21 protein-coding genes are annotated in these 19,607 nt (G+C 70.9%); 14 read left to right on the top strand and 7 right to left on the bottom strand.

Annotation, left to right across the window (positions count from 1 at the left end; all coding sequences use genetic code 11):
- Window positions 1-7: 7 nt before the first annotated feature.
- Genes ACH34T_RS33860 through ACH34T_RS33850 form a run of 3 tightly spaced genes read right to left on the bottom strand, consistent with a single transcriptional unit; the run spans window position 8 to window position 3,616 of the window.
- Window positions 8-766 carry an enoyl-CoA hydratase/isomerase family protein gene (locus ACH34T_RS33860; protein ID WP_396025035.1) on the bottom strand — a complete coding sequence of 253 codons (759 nt, stop codon included), beginning with the start codon at window positions 764-766 and terminating at the stop codon, window positions 8-10.
- Between the two features lie 22 nt (window positions 767-788).
- Window positions 789-2,021 carry an acyl-CoA dehydrogenase family protein gene (locus ACH34T_RS33855; protein WP_396025034.1) on the bottom strand — a complete coding sequence of 411 codons (1,233 nt, stop codon included), beginning with the start codon at window positions 2,019-2,021 and terminating at the stop codon, window positions 789-791.
- Window positions 2,018-3,616: an AMP-binding protein gene (locus ACH34T_RS33850; RefSeq protein ID WP_396025033.1), complete on the bottom strand. Its 1,599-nt coding sequence runs from the start codon at window positions 3,614-3,616 to the stop codon at window positions 2,018-2,020. Before ACH34T_RS33850 ends, ACH34T_RS33855 begins: the two co-directional genes overlap by 4 nt.
- Window positions 3,617-3,980: 364 nt before the next feature.
- Between ACH34T_RS33850 and ACH34T_RS33845 the strand changes: the two genes are divergently transcribed.
- The gene (locus ACH34T_RS33845) at window positions 3,981-4,751 is read left to right on the top strand and encodes a phytanoyl-CoA dioxygenase family protein (protein WP_396025032.1); all 771 of its coding nucleotides are present in this window, start codon (window positions 3,981-3,983) and stop codon (window positions 4,749-4,751) included.
- 38 nt (window positions 4,752-4,789) lie between these two features.
- Here the strand turns inward: ACH34T_RS33845 and ACH34T_RS33840 are convergent, their stop codons facing one another.
- Complete coding sequence (locus ACH34T_RS33840) at window positions 4,790-5,461, bottom strand: TetR/AcrR family transcriptional regulator (protein WP_396025031.1); 672 nt, start codon at window positions 5,459-5,461, stop codon at window positions 4,790-4,792.
- A 121-nt stretch (window positions 5,462-5,582) separates the two neighbouring features.
- On the opposite strand from ACH34T_RS33840, the gene ACH34T_RS33835 reads away from it, so the two are divergent.
- Genes ACH34T_RS33835 through ACH34T_RS33785 form a run of 11 tightly spaced genes read left to right on the top strand, consistent with a single transcriptional unit; the run spans window position 5,583 to window position 13,940 of the window.
- On the top strand, window positions 5,583-6,101 hold the full coding sequence (locus tag ACH34T_RS33835) for a hypothetical protein (RefSeq protein WP_396025030.1): 519 nt from the start codon (window positions 5,583-5,585) through the stop codon (window positions 6,099-6,101).
- 56 nt (window positions 6,102-6,157) lie between these two features.
- Window positions 6,158-7,105 (top strand): fumarylacetoacetate hydrolase family protein, encoded by a 948-nt coding sequence (locus tag ACH34T_RS33830; protein WP_396025029.1) that lies wholly within the window; start codon window positions 6,158-6,160, stop codon window positions 7,103-7,105.
- A 56-nt stretch (window positions 7,106-7,161) separates the two neighbouring features.
- Window positions 7,162-8,205, top strand: coding sequence for an ABC transporter substrate-binding protein (locus ACH34T_RS33825; RefSeq protein WP_396025028.1), 1,044 nt, complete (start codon window positions 7,162-7,164; stop codon window positions 8,203-8,205).
- Window positions 8,206-8,230: 25 nt separating this feature from the next.
- Complete coding sequence (locus ACH34T_RS33820) at window positions 8,231-8,773, top strand: VOC family protein (RefSeq protein ID WP_396025027.1); 543 nt, start codon at window positions 8,231-8,233, stop codon at window positions 8,771-8,773.
- Window positions 8,770-9,528, top strand: a complete 759-nt coding sequence (locus ACH34T_RS33815) for an ABC transporter permease (protein WP_396025026.1) — start codon at window positions 8,770-8,772, stop codon at window positions 9,526-9,528. The genes ACH34T_RS33820 and ACH34T_RS33815 overlap by 4 nt, the downstream gene beginning before the upstream one ends.
- 22 nt (window positions 9,529-9,550) lie before the next feature.
- Window positions 9,551-9,952 (top strand): VOC family protein, encoded by a 402-nt coding sequence (locus ACH34T_RS33810; protein WP_396025025.1) that lies wholly within the window; start codon window positions 9,551-9,553, stop codon window positions 9,950-9,952.
- Complete coding sequence (locus tag ACH34T_RS33805; RefSeq protein ID WP_396025024.1) at window positions 9,949-10,833, top strand: ABC transporter ATP-binding protein; 885 nt, start codon at window positions 9,949-9,951, stop codon at window positions 10,831-10,833. The genes ACH34T_RS33810 and ACH34T_RS33805 overlap by 4 nt, the downstream gene beginning before the upstream one ends.
- Before the next feature lie 19 nt (window positions 10,834-10,852).
- The gene (gene dapA / locus ACH34T_RS33800; protein ID WP_396025023.1) at window positions 10,853-11,779 is read left to right on the top strand and encodes a 4-hydroxy-tetrahydrodipicolinate synthase; all 927 of its coding nucleotides are present in this window, start codon (window positions 10,853-10,855) and stop codon (window positions 11,777-11,779) included.
- A complete protein-coding gene (locus ACH34T_RS33795; protein WP_396025022.1) occupies window positions 11,780-12,397 on the top strand; it encodes a malonic semialdehyde reductase in 618 nt (205 codons plus the stop codon).
- 26 nt (window positions 12,398-12,423) lie between these two features.
- Complete coding sequence (locus ACH34T_RS33790; protein ID WP_396025021.1) at window positions 12,424-13,086, top strand: GntR family transcriptional regulator; 663 nt, start codon at window positions 12,424-12,426, stop codon at window positions 13,084-13,086.
- Window positions 13,083-13,940 carry an alpha/beta fold hydrolase gene (locus ACH34T_RS33785; protein WP_396025020.1) on the top strand — a complete coding sequence of 286 codons (858 nt, stop codon included), beginning with the start codon at window positions 13,083-13,085 and terminating at the stop codon, window positions 13,938-13,940. The genes ACH34T_RS33790 and ACH34T_RS33785 overlap by 4 nt, the downstream gene beginning before the upstream one ends.
- Before the next feature lie 161 nt (window positions 13,941-14,101).
- Here the strand turns inward: ACH34T_RS33785 and ACH34T_RS33780 are convergent, their stop codons facing one another.
- A complete protein-coding gene (locus tag ACH34T_RS33780; protein ID WP_396025019.1) occupies window positions 14,102-15,694 on the bottom strand; it encodes a phosphodiester glycosidase family protein in 1,593 nt (530 codons plus the stop codon).
- A 200-nt stretch (window positions 15,695-15,894) separates the two neighbouring features.
- On the opposite strand from ACH34T_RS33780, the gene ACH34T_RS33775 reads away from it, so the two are divergent.
- The gene (locus ACH34T_RS33775) at window positions 15,895-16,344 is read left to right on the top strand and encodes an NUDIX domain-containing protein (protein ID WP_396025018.1); all 450 of its coding nucleotides are present in this window, start codon (window positions 15,895-15,897) and stop codon (window positions 16,342-16,344) included.
- On the opposite strand, the gene ACH34T_RS33770 is transcribed toward ACH34T_RS33775, so the two are convergent.
- Window positions 16,341-17,288 carry a GlxA family transcriptional regulator gene (locus ACH34T_RS33770; protein WP_396025017.1) on the bottom strand — a complete coding sequence of 316 codons (948 nt, stop codon included), beginning with the start codon at window positions 17,286-17,288 and terminating at the stop codon, window positions 16,341-16,343. The genes ACH34T_RS33775 and ACH34T_RS33770 overlap by 4 nt on opposite strands.
- 71 nt (window positions 17,289-17,359) lie before the next feature.
- Between ACH34T_RS33770 and ACH34T_RS33765 the strand changes: the two genes are divergently transcribed.
- On the top strand, window positions 17,360-18,784 hold the full coding sequence (locus ACH34T_RS33765; protein WP_396025016.1) for a pyridoxal phosphate-dependent decarboxylase family protein: 1,425 nt from the start codon (window positions 17,360-17,362) through the stop codon (window positions 18,782-18,784).
- Window positions 18,785-18,806: 22 nt separating this feature from the next.
- Here ACH34T_RS33765 and ACH34T_RS33760 read toward each other — a convergent pair whose 3' ends face one another.
- Entirely contained in the window at window positions 18,807-19,595 is a 789-nt protein-coding gene (locus tag ACH34T_RS33760; RefSeq protein WP_396025137.1) for an SAM-dependent methyltransferase, read from the bottom strand.
- Window positions 19,596-19,607 lie beyond the last annotated feature (12 nt).

Below are 19,607 nucleotides of genomic sequence, written 5' to 3'. Positions count from 1 at the left end.
GGTCCTCCTAGCTCGGGTGCGGCTCGATCCAGTCGTAGCCGTAGGTGACCAGTTCCTTGACGAGGCGAAGGTTGTAGCGGTTCATCGCGGCGATCCGCTCGGCCAGCTCACCGACCCGCTTGTCGAACTCGTCCGCCGGGTACACGTCGTTGACCAGGCCCAGCTGGAGGGCGCGGGCGGCGTCGATGCGGGCGCCGGTGAACAGGAGCTCCTTGGCGCGGGCCTTGCCGATGCGCTCCGGCAGCCGCTTCACGCCGCCCCAGCCGGGCGCGGACCCGCCGAACTCGGGCTGGTCGGGGTCGCCGTCCTCGGTCATCTTCGGCCGGTACGGCGGACGCGCCGACAGCGTGATCTCGACCAGGCCGACCTTCGCGTTGTCGGACGCGACGATGAAGTCCGCCGCCAGCGCCAGTTCGAGCCCGCCGCCGACCGCGTAGCCGTGCACGGCCGCGATCACGGGGACGGACGTCCGCTCCATCATCGCGAACGTCTTCTCGCCGAGCCGTCCCTGCTCGATCCGCTCGCGCGGGGTCAGCTTCTCCGACCAGGCGAGGTCCATCCCAGCGCAGAACGCGCGCTCGCCGGCGCCGCGCAGCACGACCACGCAGACGTCCTCGTCGTCGTCGACGCGGGTGAAGATGTCGCGCAGCTCGGTCATCGTCGTCGGCGTCAGCGCGTTGAGCTTGTCCGGCCGGTTCAGCGTCAGCCAGGCGACGCGTTCTTCGATCCGCAGATCGACGGTCTCGTAGGCGTTGTCGTCGGGCATGCGTGCTCGCTCCTCCTGGTGGTCAGCCGCGGGGCAGGTTCAGGCCCCGGGTGGCGATGACGTTCCGCTGGATCTCGGTGGTGCCGCCCAGGAAGGTGGACGCCACCGAGTCCCTGCACATGTGGGTGAATGCGGCGTTCATGGGTGCGCCTTCGCGCTCCCATAGCGCGGCGGACCTTCCGAACGCGCGCGCGCCCGTACGGGCTAGGCGCTGATGCAGTTCGGCACCGAAAAGCTGGTTGATGGACGCCTCGAAGTCGGGCTCGTCGCCCGCCGCCTGCCGCGACACGGTGTACCGGGCCAGGTTGTAGAGGACGCGGATCTCCGTCTGGCGGCGGGCGATCTCCTGGCGCAGGGCGGGGCTGCGGCGGGCGAAGCGGCGTCCGTCCGGGGAGCGCAGGTAGGTGACCAGTTCGGCGAGGGCCTGCTCGTACTTGATCGTCGCGCCGATCCCGGCCCGCTCGAAGCCGAGCGCGGACATCGCCACGTACCAGCCGCGGTTCTCCTCCCCGACCCGGTTCGCCACCGGCACCCGGACGCCCTCGAAGAAGATCTCGCAGAACGGCGCCGCGCCCCGGATGTCGGTGATGGGACGGATCGTCACGCCGGGCGCGTCCGCCTCGATCAGCAGGAACGTGATGCCCCGATGCGGACGCTCGGCATCGGGATCGGTGCGGACGAGAACGAAAAGCCAGTCGGCGTACTGGCCGAGGGACGTCCACACCTTCTGGCCGTCGACGACGTATTCATCGCCCTCCCGGACGGCCCGCGTGCGCAGCGAAGCCAGATCGGAGCCTGAGCCCGGCTCGGAGAATCCCTGCGCCCAGGTCGCCTCGCCCTTCGCGATCGGCGGGAGATGGATGGCCTTCTGCTCGTCCGTGCCGTGCACCAGGAGCGTCGGGCCGAGGAGGAACGCGCCGATGCCGTTCACGGTCGGCACCCGCGCCCGCATCATCTCCTCGTGCAGGATGAACTCCTCCAGCGCCGACAGCCCGGCGCCGCCGTACTCCGCGGGCCAGTGCGGGGCGATCCAGCCGCGTTCCGCCAGCGCGTCGGCCCAGGCGCGGGCGCCGTCGCGCCGGCCCGGATCGTCGGCGACGCGGTCGACGGGCCAGTTGTAGCCCGCGACGTCCTCCGGCTCCAGGCTCTGCTCCTCGTCCCCCGCCGGACGGTACGACTCAGGAAACCGCTCCCGGACGAACGCCCGCACCTCCTCGCGGAACGCGGCCTGCTCCGGCGTGTCGTCCCAGTTCACCGTCCGTCCGCCTCCCGGTCCCAGGTCGTGTCGGTGACGCCGTGCTCGCCCTGCGCCCGGAGCTTGTACTTGGCGACCTTGTCGGTCGGGGTGCGCGGCAGCGCCTCCACGAACTCGACGTAGCGCGGCACCATCGACCGCGGCAGCCGCTCCTCGCAGTAGGCGATCAGCTCGGCCGGGTCCATGCCGGTGTCCGGTTGCACCACGATCGACACCTTGATGTCCTCGTCCTCCAGTTCCGAGGGCACGCCGATCGCGGCGCACTCCAGTACCGCCGGATGCTGGTTGATCTCCGTCTCCAGGTCGAAGGCGGAGATGTTCTCACCGCGCCGGCGGATGGCGTCCTTCATCCGATCGAGGAAGAAGAAGTACCCGTCGTCATCGCGCCATACCCGATCTCCGGTGTGGAACCACATGTTCCGGAAGCAATGCGTCGTCGCCTCCCAGTTCCCGTAGTAGCCGGTCGTGAGGACGAACGGCTGCTTCGGCCGCAGCACCAGCTCACCCGGCTCCCCGGGCGGGAGTTCGCGATCGTGCTCGTCGACCACCGCGACCTGGAAGCGCTCGTCGTGGGCCTGCCCGCACGACCCGACCCGCCACTCCCCGTACGGGCTGCCCGTCGCGATCCCCGCCTCCGTGCTCGTGTAGGTCTCGACCGACCGGACGCCGAACCGCTCCCGCATGGGCTCGTCCAGGTTCGACTTGCCCATGTAGAACGTCTCCAGCCGGTGGTCCCTGTCCCTGGACGTCGGCGGACGGTTCAGCAGGATCGGGATCATCGAGAACACGCTCATGCAGACCTGCGCGTCGAAGCGGCGCACGTCGTCCCAGAACCTCGACGCGCTGAACCGCTCCACGATCGCGATGGACCCGCCGCCGAGCAACGCGGACAGCATCCCGTCCCACAGCGCCGCCGCGTGGAACAGCGGCAGCGGGCAGTAGATCGTCTTCCCCCACCGGTCGAGGAAGTCGAGCGAGTCGTAGGCGCAGGTCAGCGCCAGGGCATGGGGCACCATCGCGCCCTTGGACGGTCCCGTCGTCCCGGACGTGTACATGATCGCCTGCAGGTCCGCGAACCCGACCGGGACGTCGACGCGGCCGTCGCCGTCGCGGTCGTCCGGCAGGCTCGCCAGCTCCCGCGCGGGCTTGCCCAGCCGTTCGAGCAGCACCCCACTGGCGGCGGCGTCGCGGACGATCACCCCGCCCAGCTTCGGCAGCCGGTCCGCGACCTCGGTGATCCGCTCCGCGTACGGCCCGTCGATGATCAGCCAGCCGGAGTCGGAGCTGTCCAGCACATGCCGCAGCAGCTCCCCCCGGTACGCGATGTTGATCGGCACGGCCACCGCGCCGAGCCGCGCCAGCGCGAAGATCAGCTGGACGAAGTCGGCGCAGTTGGGCAGCATCAGCCCGACATGGTCGCCGCGACCGATCCCGGCCCCGGCGAGCGCGCGGGCCATCCGGTCGGCGGCCGCGTCCACCTCGCCGTAGGTGATCTCGCCGTCCCGGAACTTGAGAAACGTCTGCCTTCGGTGGATCTGCGCCTGTGACCGGAGAACGTCCCCGAGGACGAAACTCTCCAGCAACTCCTTCCGCATCGGACCTCCGCTGTCGCCGCGTGCGTCGTCATAGGTGGTGTGCGTCGTGGTCGGCCGGTGGCTGCTGACGGGGTGGCTGCTGACGGGGTGGCGGGTGGCTGGTGGACTCGTGGCGGGTGAACAGGCCGTGGCGAGCCGCAACCGGACATCGCCCTAAATAGATGAACACGAAACGTCATACCCGGCAACAGCGGCAATCATGGAACAAAGCCGGTCTTCACCGGCCCTACTGGGACAGCAGTCGATCACTGTGACAAGAACCACACCCCCTCGGCCGCCGTATTTCGGACCGTCGGCCCGTCCTCCGCCGCCCCGCCCGTAAATGGTTGGCGACACCGTCACCACGGCCGTCATCGTGGGGGACATGCACGTCGATTCCTTCATCGAGGACGGCTTCGTCCACCTCAAGGGAGCGTTTCCCCGCGCGCTCGCGGACGGCTGCCGCGAGATCATCTGGCGCGACCTCGGGGCCGACCCCGGCGACCCGTCCACCTGGCCGGGCCCGATCGCCGCCCGTCCCGACCACGCCGAGCCGCCCTTCGTCGCGGCCGCCAACACCCCGCGCCTTCACGCCGCGTTCGACGCCCTCGTCGGCGAGGACCGCTGGACGCCCCGCACCAGCCTCGGCGGCTTCGTGATCCGCTTCCCCGCCGACGAACCGGCCGTCGTCGACGGATGGCACGTCGACGTCAGCTTCCCCGGGCCCGGCTCGTCCCCGGACGACTACCTGACCTGGCGCGCGAACGTCTCGTCCCGGGACCGCGCGCTGCTGATGTTCTTTCTGCTCTCCGACGTCGGCCCCGACGACGCCCCCACCCGCCTCCGCATCGGCTCCCACCGGCACGTGGCCCGCGTCCTCGAACCCGAAGGCGAGGACGGCCTGGACGCCCGCGAACTGGCCCGGCGCGCGGACGCCGCCACCGCCCATCTCCCGACCGCCCAGGCCACGGGCCGCGCGGGCGACGTCTACCTGTGCCATCCGTTCCTGGTCCACGCCGGCCAGCCCCACCACGGGACGGCCCCGCGCTTCCTGGCCCAGCCGAAGCTCAGCCCGTCCAAGCCCCTCCGCCTCGGCCTCCCGGCCATGTCGTCCACCCCGGTGGAAACCGCGATAACCCAAGCCTTCACCCACTGACGGCGAGTCGCTCGGAGGCGTCGCCGAAAAGGCGCGAGCTACCTGGGGAGTTGCCGCTCCAGGCCGTCGAGGAGGGCTTGGAGCCCGAACTCGAAAGTGCTCTCCGGGGCGGCGGCGTAGTCGGCGGCCGGAGTCTCGAGGCGGGCACGCAGGTGCGGGTAGCCCATGGCGATCTCCCGGGCCTCGGCCATGGCGTCGCGCAGCCGTTCTTCGGCGCCCGCGCCGTCCTTGGCGATCCGCCGGGCGTGCGAGGCGGCCGCGGCGGATCCGGCCGCGTTGCCCAGCGCGTAGGTGAACACGGCGGCGGCGGCCTGGTCGGCCTGCTCAGGACTGAAGCCCGCCGCCTCGTAGACGGCGAGGTGGTGGTCGTCGTGGCGGGCCTTTCCCTCCCCGTAGGCGATGTGCGCGGCGAAGACCTGCACCAGCCAGGGGTGCCGGGTGAACATCCGGTACAGGTCGGCGGCCATGGCGGCGGCCGCGGCGCGCCAGCCGACCGCGTCCACGTCGGGCAGCGCGAGCCCGCTCCACACCTGGTCCGTGGCCAGCAGGACGAGGTTGTCCTTGCTCTTGACGTGCCAGTACATGGCCGTGGCTGCGGAGTCGAGCCGCTTGCCCAGGGCGCGCATGTTCAGGCCTTCGAGGCCTTCGGCGTCCAGCAGCTCGACGGCGGTCCCGACGATCTGGTCGCGGGTGAGGGTGTCGCGTGGCATGCCCCCACCGTACAAACCTTCTTGCACTTAGTTCAAGAAACGTCTTGCACTTAGTTCAAGTCTCGTTCTACCGTGGCTCTCACCACCACTTGAACTTAGTACAAGTCGAAGGAGAGCCCCCGTGAACACCCTCGCCGCCGTCATGCAGCTGCTCGTCGCCGTCGCGTTCGTCAGCATCCCGGTGGTCCGCCACCGCTTCGGGCCCGCCGCGAAGGCCGCCGCCGTGGCCGAGCTCCGGCGCCAGAACGTCCGTCCGGAAGTGCTGGACGAGAACAGGCTCCGGTTCGACGCCGGCGGCCACGAGACCGCCATTCCGGCGGCCGTGGCCGCGGTGATGACCGCAACGGCCGCCCTCAACCTCGCGGGGGCTGGGCTGGCCCAGCCGCTGACCTGGGTCTTCTCCTCCCTGGTCCTCCTCATGAACGCCGGAATCGTCTACAGCAACCTCACCGCGGTGAAATCCGTCCAGGCCGCGTTCCGCCGCAAGAACGACCCAGAGCTCGCCCGCGTCGAGGTCGCGCCCTTCCTCAAGGCCGCCGAGGGCGCCTTCCCCCGCTGGGTCCGCGCGCAGACCTACGTCCGCAACACAACGGTCTTCGGCGGCTCCGCCGTCGCCCTCCTCGCCGTCACCCTCGCGTGAGGAAATCAGTGTGAGCTATTGCACGCTCACGTGACCACATGTATACATATCGAGCTATGAGCACACAAAATGAAGCAGATGTGGACTGGTTCGCGCTCGCCTCGTACCGTACGGGGAACGCCGGGGAGGTCCGTCCGGCACTGGTCCTCGACCACGGCCGGGTCTACGACCTGGCGGGGACGCGGGACGCCCTCGGGCACGCCGACGCCGCCCTGACCGGGTCCGTGGCCGACCTGCTGGACGACTGGCCGCGGACCCTCGGCGCCCTCCGCTCCCTGGCCGCCGCCGCCCACGCCCGGCCGGAGGCGCTGACCGAGATCCCCGAAGGCGCGGACCGGCTCGCCGCGCCCTACCGGCCGGCCCGGATCTTCGCCGCGACCTCCAACTACGTCGACCACGCCGACGAGATGGGCACGGTGCTGGCGGCGAAGGCCGACAGCCGGCCGTACGTGTTCATGAAGGCCGACTCCAGCGTCATCGGCCCGGGCGAGGCCGTCGAGCTGCCGGACTCGTCCGAGCAGGTCGACTGGGAGGTCGAGCTCGCCGCCGTGATCGGGACGGGCGGCCGGCACATCACCGTCGACGACGCCCTCGACCACGTCGTGGCGTACACGATCATCAACGACGTCTCCGCCCGCGACCTCAACCTGCGGGACGACTTCCCGTTCAAGTTCGACTGGTTCCGCGGCAAGTGCTTCGACACCTTCGCGCCGCTCGGCCCCTGGCTGGTGCCCGCCGGGTGCATGCCGGACCCGCAGTCGCTGGGCCTGCGGCTCGCGGTCAACGGCGAGGTCATGCAGGACGCCAAGGCCAGCGAAATGATCTTCACCATCGCGGAGCAGATCGCCTACCTGTCCGGGATCCTCACGCTGCGGCCGGGCGACCTCATCGCCACCGGCACCCCCGACGGCGTGGGCATGGGACGCGGTGTCTACCTCAGGAGCGGCGACGTGATGCGCGCCGAGATCGAATCCATCGGGGTCCTGGAGAACCCGGTCCGCTGACCGGTCATCGGGGGGTGGTGCTTTCTTCCTTCGTCCATTCCTGTGTGGGGGTCCCCATGAACAGAGCAGACCGGCGGCCGGCCGGCCCGCGCCGCATCGCGATCGCGGTGCCGCTGATCGCCGCGCTGATCGCGACGCTGGCCGGGTGCGGCTCGAACGGCGCCGCGGAGTCCGGCAAACCGCTCCGCAAGATCACCTTCAATCTGGCGTACTTCCCGCAGGGCAGCACGGGCGGCGTCTTCGCGGCGATCGACCAGGGCTTCTACGAGGCCGAGGGGCTCAAGGTCGAGGCCGTGCGCGGGTACGGGGGCACCCGCACGGTCAACGAGATCGACCAGGGCAAGTGGGACTTCGGCTACGGCGACCCGGTCAGCGTCATCCTCAACCGGGCGTCCGGCGGGAAGGCCGTCATGGTCGGCGCGCTCAACACCGTGTGGCCGGGCGGGCTGTGCTACGACGCCGGCAAGCACCAGATCAACACCCTTAAGGACCTCAGAGGCCTGGTGCTCGGCGGCGGCGCCACGTCCCCGATCCAGAGCCTGCTGCCGGTGTGGCTGGAGGCCAACGGCCTTCCCCGCGACCACGTCAAGCTGCTCAAGATGGACCCGGCCGTGGTCGACACCTCGTTCATCCAGGGCAAGACCGACCTGGACGACTGCTGGGCCGCGAGCAACCGCGCCAACGTCCTGAAGCTGGCCGAGCAGGCCGGCAAGAACATCAAGTGGATCGAGTACCGCGACCACAAGCTCGACATGTACGGCAACGGCATCGTCACGTCCGCCCAGCGGATCCAGCAGGACCCGGCGGTGGTGAAGGCGTTCCTGCGCGCCACCTACAAGGGCTACGCGTACATGCGCGAGCACCCCGACAAGGTCGCCGAGTACATCGCGTCGAAGAACCCGCAGCTCGACCCGAAGGTCCTGACCCAGCAGGCCACCGACATGAACAAGCTGATCAACGACCCGCGCACCGCGTCCCAGGGCCCCGGCTGGTTCGACGCGGCCCGGATGAAGTCGACCGTCGAGACCATCCGGCGCGCCTTCCAGGTGAAGCGGGAGATCTCCCCGTCCGACGTCTACACCAACGACCACCTCAAATAGACCCTCAGCGAGGAAGGTGACCGCGATGCCGGCCGCACGTCCCACGAAGCTCGGCCACCTGGTGCTCCAGGTGCGCGACATCCACAAGTCCGTCGAGTTCTACACCGAGATCGTCGGGCTCACCGTGTCCGACTGGATCGCCGACCAGATGGTGTTCCTGCGCTGCGGACCCGACCACCACGACCTCGGCCTCGCCCAGCTTCCGCCCGAGGAGGCCGCGCGGCCGCCGCGCCGGGTCGGCGAGCGCGCCGGGCTGGAGCACTTCTCCTACGAGGTAGGCGGGCTTGCGGAGCTGGAGGCCGCCGCCGACTTCCTCGCCGAGCGGGACGTGGAGATCGTCCGCGGCATCGGCAAGCACGGGCCGGGCGAGAACCTCTTCCTGGTCTTCCTCGACCCCGACGGCAACTACGTCGAGTTCTACGCCGACATGGTGAAGGTCGACGACGAGCACCCCCACCAAGCGCAGGTGTGGGACGACACCGTCGAGGCGTACGACCAATGGCGTTTCGAGCGCTTCCGCGTCCCGGCGCCGGCCCTCTACGAGGAGAAGGCGGAGGGCCGCCCATGACCCGCCGGGCGCTCAGGCTGGCGGAACCGGTGCTGCTGGTGGCCGTCATCCTGGCCGCTTGGGAGTTCCTGCCCGGCGCGCTGGGCGTCAAGCCCTACCTGATGCCTGCCTTCAGCGACGTCCTGTCGGCGGGCTGGACGGCCCGGTCGAGCCTGACCGACTTCCTGTGGATCACGTCCCGGGAGGTGCTGCTCGGCTTCCTGCTCGCGGCCGCCGGTGGGCTCCTGCTGGCGGTGCTGATCTACGGGTCGAGCCTCCTGCGGCGCACGCTGTACCCGCTGCTGGTCGCCCTCCAGGGGCTGCCCAAGGTGGCGCTGGCGCCGCTGTTCGTCATCTGGTTCGGGTACGGGCTGGGCTCGAAGGTGCTGATGGCCTTCCTGTTCGCGCTGTTCCCGGTGGCCATCGCCACGCTCGGCGGGCTGGCGGGCACCCCGGCCCATCTGGAGGAGCACTTCCGGGCGTTGCGCGCGTCCCGGTGGGCGACGTTCGCCCAGTTGCGCGTGCCGTACGCGCTGCCCGCGGTGATCGACGGCTGCAAGGTCGCGATGCCGCTGGCGGTGATCGGGGCGATCGTCGGCGAGTTCGTCGGCGCGGACGAGGGGCTGGGCATGCTCATCCAGTCGGCCGCCTCCAGCAACCGCACCGACCTGGTGTTCGCGTCCCTGCTGCTCGTCACCGGCCTGTCCTTCGTCCTGTACGGCGTCATCGAGCTGCTCGGCCGCCTCGTGTGGTGGCGGGGCCGAGCGGCCGCCTGAAATCCGATTGGAGCTGATCCCCGTGGCCAAGCTGCGGCACATCGCCATCGCGGTCAACGACCTGGAGACCGCCTCGAAGTTCTACCGCGAGACGTTCGAGATGGAGGTCGCCGGCGAGACCGAGTCGCCGATCGCGTCGGGCGTCTACCTGACCGACGGCACGGTCTGCCTGGCGCTGCTGAACTACAAGACCGACGAGGCCGCCGGGTTGGAACGCGGCAAGGAGTACGTCGGCGTTCACCACTTCGGGTTCTGGTGCGACGACCTCGACGAGCAGGGAAAGCGGATCGAGGCCAACGGCGGACGGTTCTTCATGGACCTCCCGCTGGCCAAGGACTCCCTCTACTACGAGGCCAAGTACCGCGACCCGGACGGCGTGATCTTCGACATCTCCGAGAACGGCTGGGTGGGAGCGGCCAAATGACCCGGTCCGGACGGCGGGTCATGGAGCCGGCGGCGTCCCCCGCGCCGGGGACGCCGGCCTCGGCCGGTGCCGGCGCGCCAGCCACGGCCGGGGCGGAGGCCGGGGTGGCGGCCGGGGCGGCGGCCGCCGTCCGGCTGGCGGGAGCGGCCAAGACCTTCCGGGGCCGCCGCGAGGACGTGCGCGCCCTCGACCCGATCGACCTCACCGTGCCGGCCGGGGAGTTCGTGGCGATCGTGGGGCCCAGCGGCTGCGGCAAGAGCACGCTGCTCAGGATCGTCGCCGGGCTGATGGACGCCGACGCGGGCGGACGGGTGGAGGTGCAGGGCCGTCCGGTCGACGGCACCCCGCCCGACCTCGGCGTCGTCTTCCAGACGCACAACCTGCTCCCGTGGCGGACCATCGAGGCCAACGTCGGTCTCGGCGCGCGGCTCGCCGGGATCCCCAAGGCGGAGGTCGCCCGCCGGGTGCCGTCCATGCTGGAGATGCTCGGCCTGTCCGGGTTCGCCCGCAAGCACCCGCACGAGCTGTCGGGCGGCATGCGCCAGCGGGCCGCGCTGGGCCAGGCGCTGGTGTGCCGGCCGGAGATCCTGCTGCTGGACGAGCCGTTCGGCGCCCTGGACGCGCTGACCCGCGACCGGCTCAACGTCGAGCTGCTGAAGATCTGGCAGGAACTGCGGCAGACCGTGTTGCTGGTCACGCACAGCATCGCCGAGGCGGTGTTCCTGGCCGACCGGATCATCGTGATGTCCCAGCGTCCCGGGGCCGTGGTCGAGGACATCCGGGTGGACATCCCCCGGCCCCGGGACCCGGCGACCACCCGGGCGCTACCCGAGTTCACCGAGACCGCTCAGCGGCTGAGCCGCCTGATGGGCGTCACGTAGCCGTGCAGGAGGAACGACGTTGAAGCACAAGAGGCATGAGCAGTTCCACGGCGTGGTCACCGCCACGCCCACCACCTTCGACGCCGGCGGCGGGCTCGACGAGCGCCGTTTCCGCGACCTGGTGGAGGGCTACGTCGCGGCGGGTGTGCACGGCGTGTCCGTGGCCGGCAGCCAGGGCGAGTTCTACGTCCTCGACGCGGCCGAGCGGCTGCGGCTGATGGAGATCGCCGTTGAGACGGTCGCCGGGCGGGTCCCGGTGTACGCCGGCACCGGGACGGTCTCCACGCGGGAGTCGATCGCGCTGACCCGGGCGGCCGAGTCCATCGGCGTCGACGTGGCGATGGTGATCACGCCGTACTTCCTGGCGCCGTCCGACCGCGAGCTGGCCGAGCACTTCCGGACGGTCGCCGCCGCCACCGCGCTGCCCGTGCTGCTCTACAACAACCCGCCGCGCACCGGCGTCAACGCGACCCCCGACGTCTACGCGCGCTGCGCCGGGGCCGGCAACGTGATCGGCGTCAAGGACAGCAGCGGCGACCTCTCCCAGGGCGTGGAGTACCTGCTCACCGAGGCGGGCTGCACGCTGTTCTCCGGCCGCGACACCATCACCATGGCGCTGCTCGCGCACGGCGCGGCGGGCGCGATCTCACCGGCGGCGAACGTGTTCCCCCGGCTCATGTGCCGGATGTACGACGCCGTCCGCGCGGACGACCTGGCCACCGCACGCCGGATCAACGACGCGCTGGCACCGCTGCGCCGGGCCTGGCGCCTGGGCTCGTTCCCGGTGGTCATCAAGGAGGCGATGGCGGCGGTGGGCCTGGACCCGGGTCCCGCACGCGCCCCCATCTCCCCACTGCCGCCCGAGCGCCGAGCACGGCTCAACGCCGTGGTGGAAGAGATCAGGGAATTCGAGCGCGCCGCCGTCCCGGCGATAAGCGGGGCGTGAATGGCGAAGGTGATGAACGCCCCGGTCGCCCTCGCGGATCACGTGCTGGAGCGCCTGTTCACCGGCGCCAGGACGGCGAACCGGTTCACCGGCCGTCCCGTCCCCGACCACCTGCTGCGCGAACTGTACGACCTGGTGAAATTCGGCCCGACCGCAAGCAATCTCTGTCCTGCCCGATTCACCTTTGTCCGCGGACGCGAGGCCAAGGAACGGTTGCTTCGCGCGCTCGATCCGGGGAACGTGGAACGCACGAGGGAGGCGCCTGTCACGGTGATCGTCGGCTGGGCCGAGGACTTCCATCTCCGGGCGCCCGACCTCTTCCCCGGACGGCCCGATATCGTCGCCCGGCACGCCGGGGACGAGCGGAAGGACGTCCGGCGGGAGGTCGCATTCCGGAACTCCAGCCTCCAGGGAGCGTATATGATCATTGCCGCCCGGGCGCTGGGTCTTGACTGCGGGCCAATGTCGGGTTTCGACCCGGAACTGATCGAAAGGGAATTCTTCCCCGACCGGAAGACGCGGGTCAACTTCCTGTGCAACCTCGGCTTCGCCGATCGCGCCGCGCAGTTCCCGAGGCTTCCCCGGCTGCCGTTCGACGAAGCCTGCGCGCTTCTGTAGCCGGGAATTCGACATCGATATGGAGGATGGTCCACATCGCTGGCACTAGGTCGGAGGAAATCCGGCAGCGGATCGCCGAGGACATCGTCTCCGGCCGGCTCAGGCCTGGGCAGCGGCTGGAGGAACTGCAGCTCGCCGACCAGTTCAACGTGTCCCGCACGCCGGTGCGCGACGCGTTGCGCGAGCTCAGCGGCACCGGGCTGGTCGAGATCCGGCCCAACCGGGGCACCTGGGTCGCCGAGATCGACTCCGAGCAGCTGGAAGAGCTCTTCGAGGCGTTCGCCGAGATCGAGGCGCTGTGCGCCCGGCTGTGCGCGGTACGGCTGACGGTGATCGAGCGGCGGCGGCTGGAACTGCTCCACGAGGAGTCGGAGCGGTACGTCACCACCGGCGACCACGAAGGCTACGCGAGGCTGAACGAGCAGATCCACAACGCGATCTACCAGGGCAGCCGCAACCACGCGCTGTACGAGATCGTCCGGGGACTCCGGCACCGCACGGCGCCGTTCCGGGTGCCGCAGTTCTACATCACCAACGACCGGATGAAGAACTCCTACGCCGAGCACGGCGCGCTTCTGGCCGCCATTCTCCAGGAAGACGCCCAGGCGGCCTACGCCGCCATGTACTCCCACATCGCCAATTCCTCGGTCAACGTCATCGGCTTCCTACGCGAAAGCCTGCACACGTGAGCGACGAGCCGCTCACGTACGTCCGGACGGGCCCTCCGGGAGCCCCGGCCGTGGTGTGCCTGCACGGCATCGGCTCCAACGCGGACGCGTTCCGCGACGTCCTCGACCTCCTGCCCCCCACCCACCAGGGCATCGCCCCAAACCTGCCCGGCTACGGCGGCTCAGCACCACTGCCCACCACCCGTCCAACGGTCACCGACTACGCCACCACCCTGGTCACCTTCCTAGACCGCCTAAGCCTCCCCCGCTGGCACCTGGTGGGCAGCTCACTAGGCGCACTGATAGCCGCCACGATCGCCACCACCCACCCCGACCGAGTCACCTCACTCCTACTGACCGCACCGACCACCGGTTCCGGCCGGACGCCCCAGACCCGCCAGGCCGAACTGGACGCCCGCGCCGACCTGATCGCACTCGGCCCCGAAAAGATGGCCGAGACCAGAGCACCACAGCTGATCGCGGGCGACGCCCCAGGCCCGCTGCACGCGGCCCAGGAAGCAACGCGCGCCCTCGACCCCACCGCCTACATGCAGGCCGCGCACGCACTGGCGAGCGGCGACATCTTCACCTGCACACCCCACATCCAAGCCCGCACGATGGTGGTCTGCGGCACCGCCGACACGGTCGCGCCACCCACCGTCCACGCCCAGCCGATCTCCCGCGCCCTCCCCGGCTCGGAACTCGTCCTCCTACCAGACCTGGGCCACGTGATCGAACTAGAGTCCCCCACCACCCTCGCCACCCTGATAACCCGCCACACCACCCCGCCCCCTGAGCCCCGGGCGACGTCGTGCATTGGCGTGGTAGGGGGCCACCGGGGGATGGTCGATTGGCACCTGCGGGCACTCCGGTAGGACGGGGCGGCTCGTTTTGAGGAGTGCGCGGGGACGTCCGCGGTTCTCGCGCGGCGGTCGGGTGTGCGTTCTCGGCCGTCCCGCCGTGCGGCCCCTGCCCCCAGGGGGCCGCACGGCGGGCGTTTTCGCCCGTTGAGAGGGCGTCTTCGGTGCGTCTGGAGTCAGGGGCGGACGAGGACGACGTTGCCGAGGGAGCGCTGGCCCGTCGCGTCGGACGGGCGGTTCACGATGCCGCCGTCGCGGGTGACCATGACGCTGGAGCCGCCGCCGTCGAGGTTCATCGCCTCTTTGGCGCCGAGCAGCTTCATGAGCTCGCCGGTCTGGGCGATTCCGAGACCTTCGCTGTAGCCGTCCTTGCGGCCGTCGACGACCACGAGCATGAGGCGTCCATGTGAGTCCATGCCGATCATCGAGCGGGGGTTGGCGCGGACGGCCCAGTTGTAGGTGAAGGTCTGGTCGCTGCCCTCGCGAATCAGCCCGTCGGCCTTGGCGTTCACCGACACCCTGCCGTTCCTGACCAGGGTGGGGCCGACCTGGAGGATCGTTGTGCCGTGTGTGAGGGGCACGCGGCGGCCTCGGCTGTCCTCGACGCGCTCGCTGACCCGTAGCCGGTCGCCTGGCCTGACGTGGTCGAGCAGCCAGGCGGCGCTCTGGCCGGTGGCCTGGACGGTCGAACCCCCGGCGGGGACGGCCGCGCCGCGCGAGGTGTTCACCGCCGTCACCCTGCCCTGGGCGTCCAGGACGGCCTCGGCGCCCGCGCCGGTGGGCGGGACGCCCCATTCGGGGGTGAACAGCACGAGTTCGCTGTCGTCGGTGCACTTCAGGTCGTGCTGCGGCTTCTCGGTCGGCTGGTCGCCGCCCACGCCGCCGCAGTTCCAGATCTCGCCCGGCAGCCGGTTGACGCCGTCGAGCTCGACGGTGGTCCGGCCCGCGCGGAGAGTTACGTGGGCGGTGTAGCCGTCGACGTCCACCGAGCGTCCGCCGCGGGTGATCTTGATGGCGCCGCGGCCCTGGGTGGCTCCGCCGATCAGCCTGCCGTCCTTGACGTACAGGCCGGCGGGCGCGCTGTTGTAGAACCACTGCGCGTTGATCCCCGCCACAGCGCCGGTCGCGGCGGCCAGGTCGGTCAGCTTCTCGGTGCCGTTCAGGGCCGGGCCGAACTCGGTGCCGACCGTGCCGCGGAACTGGCGGAAGTCGACGCGGACCACATGCACCTTCTGGGGCGCACGCCGGTCGGCGCCGTCCTGGGCGGTGTAGCGCGTGCCGCCCGCGAACCCCGCCGTCCTGATCGCGGAGAGCGCGGCCGACGCCTCGGCGTCGGTGGCGTACCGGCCGACGCGGACCGTCCACCCGAGGGGGCCGGCGGGACGGTCGGCGAACCCGGGTGTGGAGACCTGCTCCAGCCTCGGCTCGAACCCCTTGTCCCGCACCGCGCCCGCCACCCGGCGGGCGATCTCCTCCGAGCCCAGCGCCGTGGCGGCCTTGTTCAGCGGTCCGTCGATCGTGGCCGGCAGGTACACGTGGACGGTCCAGTAGTCGTCGGCGTCCTTGGCGCCGAGCGACATCGAGGTCAGCGTCACTCCGCGCGCCACCGTGGTGGTCACCGGCCGGGCGCTCAGCGGAAGCCTGTCCCCGAAGAAGGATCCGGGAGCGGCCTCAGCGGCCGGTGCGGTCCGGGCCATCGCCGCGACGGGCAGGTTCACGGCCAGCACGGTCACGACCGCTACCAGGGCCGGGACGGGTTTGGGACGCATGGAGAGCCTCTCTGATCAGGCAAAATAGTTACGGCGTGATCATCAAAGGCCCGGCAGCTTGCCCGGAATCAACCTCAAAGCGGCATATGCCTAACACCACGTAAACAGCTGCCCTTTCGGCTTCACCGTCGGCGCTCCTACGTGCGGCTTTCGTCCGGGCGGGACGTGCGGCGGGCGTCACCTTGGCGGACGATGTGTCCGTGATCCAGCCTCGCAAGCGTGTCGCCGCCTATGTGATCAGGGATCGTCCTGTCCCTGAGCTGCTGGTGTTCGACCATGTGGGCATGCCGGAGGCGGGGACTCAGATTCCCGCGGGGGGCGTCCGGTCGGGCGAGGGGCTGGAGGCGGCCGTTCTCCGGGAGGTCGAGGAGGAGACCGGTCTGCGCACCGCCACCGTGGTCAGGCAGGTCATGGTGGAGGACAAACCGCATCCTCAGACGCGGCATCCGCGGCGAACCACGTTCTTCCATCTTCGGGTGCCGCCGTACACCGTCGATGCGTGGAGCCACACCGTGCGCGGGGAGGGAGGCGACGCGGGCCTCATGTTCGCGTGCCGGTTCGTGCCGCTGCCGCTGGAGAGGGCGCTGGCCGACGAGCAGGACGCCTGGCTGGGCCGCATCGATCCGGTGTGGACGACTCGACGGGGTTAGCGCGCCGCCCCGGAGAACGTGCGGCGGTACGCGGTCGGGGGGACGCCGACGACGCGGACGAAGTGGTGGCGGAGGTTGGCCGGGCTGCCGAGGCCGGAGCGTTCGGCGATCTGGTCGACGGGGAGAGACGTCGTCTCCAGCAGCTCGCGGGCGTGGTCGATGCGGATGCCGCGCAGCCAGGCCATCGGGGTCGTGCCGGTCACGGCGTGGAAGCGGCGGATCAGGGTGCGGGTGGTGACGTTGGCGTGGCGGGCGAGGGCGGTGACCGTCAGGGGTTCGTGGAGGCGGCGGCGCGCCCAGTCGAGGAGGGGGCCCAGCTCGTCCGTGGCAGGGACGGCGACGCCCGCGTCGATGTACTGGGCCTGGCCGCCGGGACGGTGCGCGGGCATGACCAGCCGCTTGGCGAGGGCGCTCGCGACGGCGGCGCCGTGGTCGGCGCGGACGACGTGCAGGCACAGGTCGAGCCCGGCGGCGGTCCCGGCGCTGGTCAGGATGTCGCCGTCGTCGATGTAGAGGACGGACGCGTCCACCTTGACGTCCGGGTAGCGGCGGGCGAGCTGGTCGGCGTGCATCCAGTGGGTGGTCGCCGGACGGCCGTCGAGGAGCCCGGCGGCGGCGAGGACGAACGCGCCCGTGCACAGCGACACGATGCGGGCGCCGTTGCCGTGCGCGGCGCGGACGGCCTCGACCAGGTCGGACGGCTGGTCGTCCAGGATGTTCGCGCACGCGGGGATGACGACGGTGTCCGCGTCGGCGAGGGCGTCGAGCCCGTGCTGAGCGTCCGCGGCGAATCCGGCGGTCGTGCGCGTCCCGGCGGGGGCGCAGAGGCGGAAGTCGTACCAGCGGTCGGTGAGGCCAGGCCGTTCGTACCCGAACACCTCGCACGGGATGGCCAGCTCGAAGATCGGCACGCCTTCGGTCACGGCGACGGCGAGTTTGTGCATGTCACTATTTTAGCGATGGTGGTCGCTTCTGCCACTTGGGTTCGGGCGGCGCGGGCGCGAAGGTCGAGGGCATGGATCAGTTCCCTGCCGGGCGGGCCTCCTTCGACCCCGCCCCGCCGGTCGCCGAACGGCTGTGGCGGCACGTCATCGACCTGCTGGAGAGCGAGCGCGCGGAGATCGCCGGACGGGACGTGAGCGCGCCCGTCGACGTCCGGCGGTTGCGGGCGGCGATCGGCGCGTACGACTTCGGCCGTCCGGAGCGACCCGACGATGTGATCGAAGACGTCGCGGAGCTGCTTCGCGCGGCGACCGTCCACACGACGCATCCGCGCTATTTCGGCCTGTTCAACCCGACCCCGACGTTGCTGGGCGTCGTCGGGGAGACGCTGGCGGCGGCGTTCAACCCGCAGCTCGCGGGGTGGTCGCATGCCCCGGCCGCCGCCGAGATCGAGGCGCATCTGCTGCGCTTCCTGGGCGGACGGCTTGGCTACCCGCCCGGGAAGGTCGCCGGGTCGTTCACCAGCGGCGGCGCGGAGGCCAACCTGACGGGCGTGCTGCTGGCGCTCACCAGGACCTGGCCCCGGTACGGCGCGGAAGGGCTGCGGGCGCTGCCCGGCCGTCCCGTGATGTACGCGTCGGCGGAGAGCCACCTGGCCTGGCTGAAGATCGCGCACGCGACGGGGCTTGGGCGGGACGCCGTCAAGCTCGTCCCCACCGGCCCTGACCTGCGGCTGGACGTCGAGCGGCTGGCCCACCAGATAGCCGCCGACCAGGCGGACGGCGACCTGCCGTTCCTCGTCGTCGGCACCGCCGGGACAACGGGCGCCGGAGTGATCGATCCGCTGCCCGAGCTGGCCGACCTCTGCGCGGACCTCGGGCTCCGCTTCCACGTCGACGCCGCCTACGGCGGGGCGGCCGCGCTCTCCGACCGGCTGCGCCCGGCGCTCGCGGGCATCGAGCGCGCCGACTCGATCACGCTTGACGCGCACAAGTGGCTGAGCGTCCCGATGGGGGCGGGCGCGCTGCTGTCCACGGACGCCGAGGGGCTCGCGGAGGCGTTCCGGGTCACCACGTCCTACATGCCGGACGACGTCCCGGACACCGTCGACCCGTACACGTCCAGCCACCAGTGGTCGCGAAGGTTCATGGGCCTGAAGCTGTTCCTCAGCCTGGCCGTCGCGGGCCGCGCCGGATACGCCGAGCAGCTCGACCACGACGCCGACCTCGCCGACGACCTCCGCGACCGCCTCGCCGCCACCGGCTGGACGATCGTCAACGACACCCCGCTCCCCGTCGTGTGCTTCACCGACCCCGGCGACGGGACGTGGGAGCACCACGACGCGCTCGCCCAGCGGGTCGTCGGCAGCGGGCGGGCGTGGATCAGCCCCGTCCGGCTGGACGGACGCGCCGCCCTCCGCGCCTGCGTCATCAGCCACCGCACGACGCCCGCCGACATCGAGGAACTCGTCCAAGCGGTCAACGACGCGCGAAAGTGAGGCCAGACGCGCCGCGCGTGGATCAGGGGACGCGGGCGACGGCGCAGAGCATGGAGACGTCCTCCACCGAGGGACGGTCCGCCTCGTTCCCCTCCGGACGCCATTCGACGACCGACGCGACGCCCGGGGGCAGCAGTTCCAGGCCGTCGAAGAACCGGGCGAACTCGTCGCGGCTGCGCAGCCGGAACGGGACGCCGCTGCGCTCGTTCGCCGCCACGCTCTCGGCGTACTGCTCGGCCGTCAGATGGTCGTTGGTCGCGTGCGTCATGACCAGGTGACTGCCCGAGGGCAGCGCGGCGAGCAGGCGCCGGACGATGCCGTACGGGTCATGGTCGTCGGTGACGAAGTGCATGGTCGCGACCACCATCAACGCCACGGGACGGGACAGGTCCAGCGTGGACGCGAGATCCGGGTCGACCAGAATCTTCTCCGGCTCGCGCAGGTCGGCCTGGATGTAGGCCGTCCGGCCCGCGGGCTCGCTGGTGAGCAGCGCCCGCGCGTGGACGAGCACCACGGGGTCGTTGTCGACATAGACGATCCTGGACGTCGGCTCGATCGCCTGCGCGACCTCGTGCACATTGCCCGCCGACGGCAGCCCGGTGCCGATGTCGAGGAATTGGTGAATGCCCACCTCGCCGGCCAGATAGGTCACCACGCGCCGCAGGAAGGCGCGGTTCTCGCGGGCGGACAGCGCGACGGTCGGGAATGCGGACGCGACCACCTCCGCCGACTCCCGGTCGACGGCGAAATTGTCCTTGCCGCCCAGCCAGTAGTTGTAGCGGCGAGACGGGTGCGCCTTCGTCGGGTCGATCCCCGGTCCGCC

Source organism: Actinomadura sp. 9N215, assembly GCF_044326345.1.
Classification (GTDB): Bacteria; Actinomycetota; Actinomycetes; order Streptosporangiales; family Streptosporangiaceae; genus Spirillospora.
The sequence above is the reverse complement of the archived record's forward strand: the minus strand, read 5'-3'. Positions and strand labels throughout refer to the sequence as shown.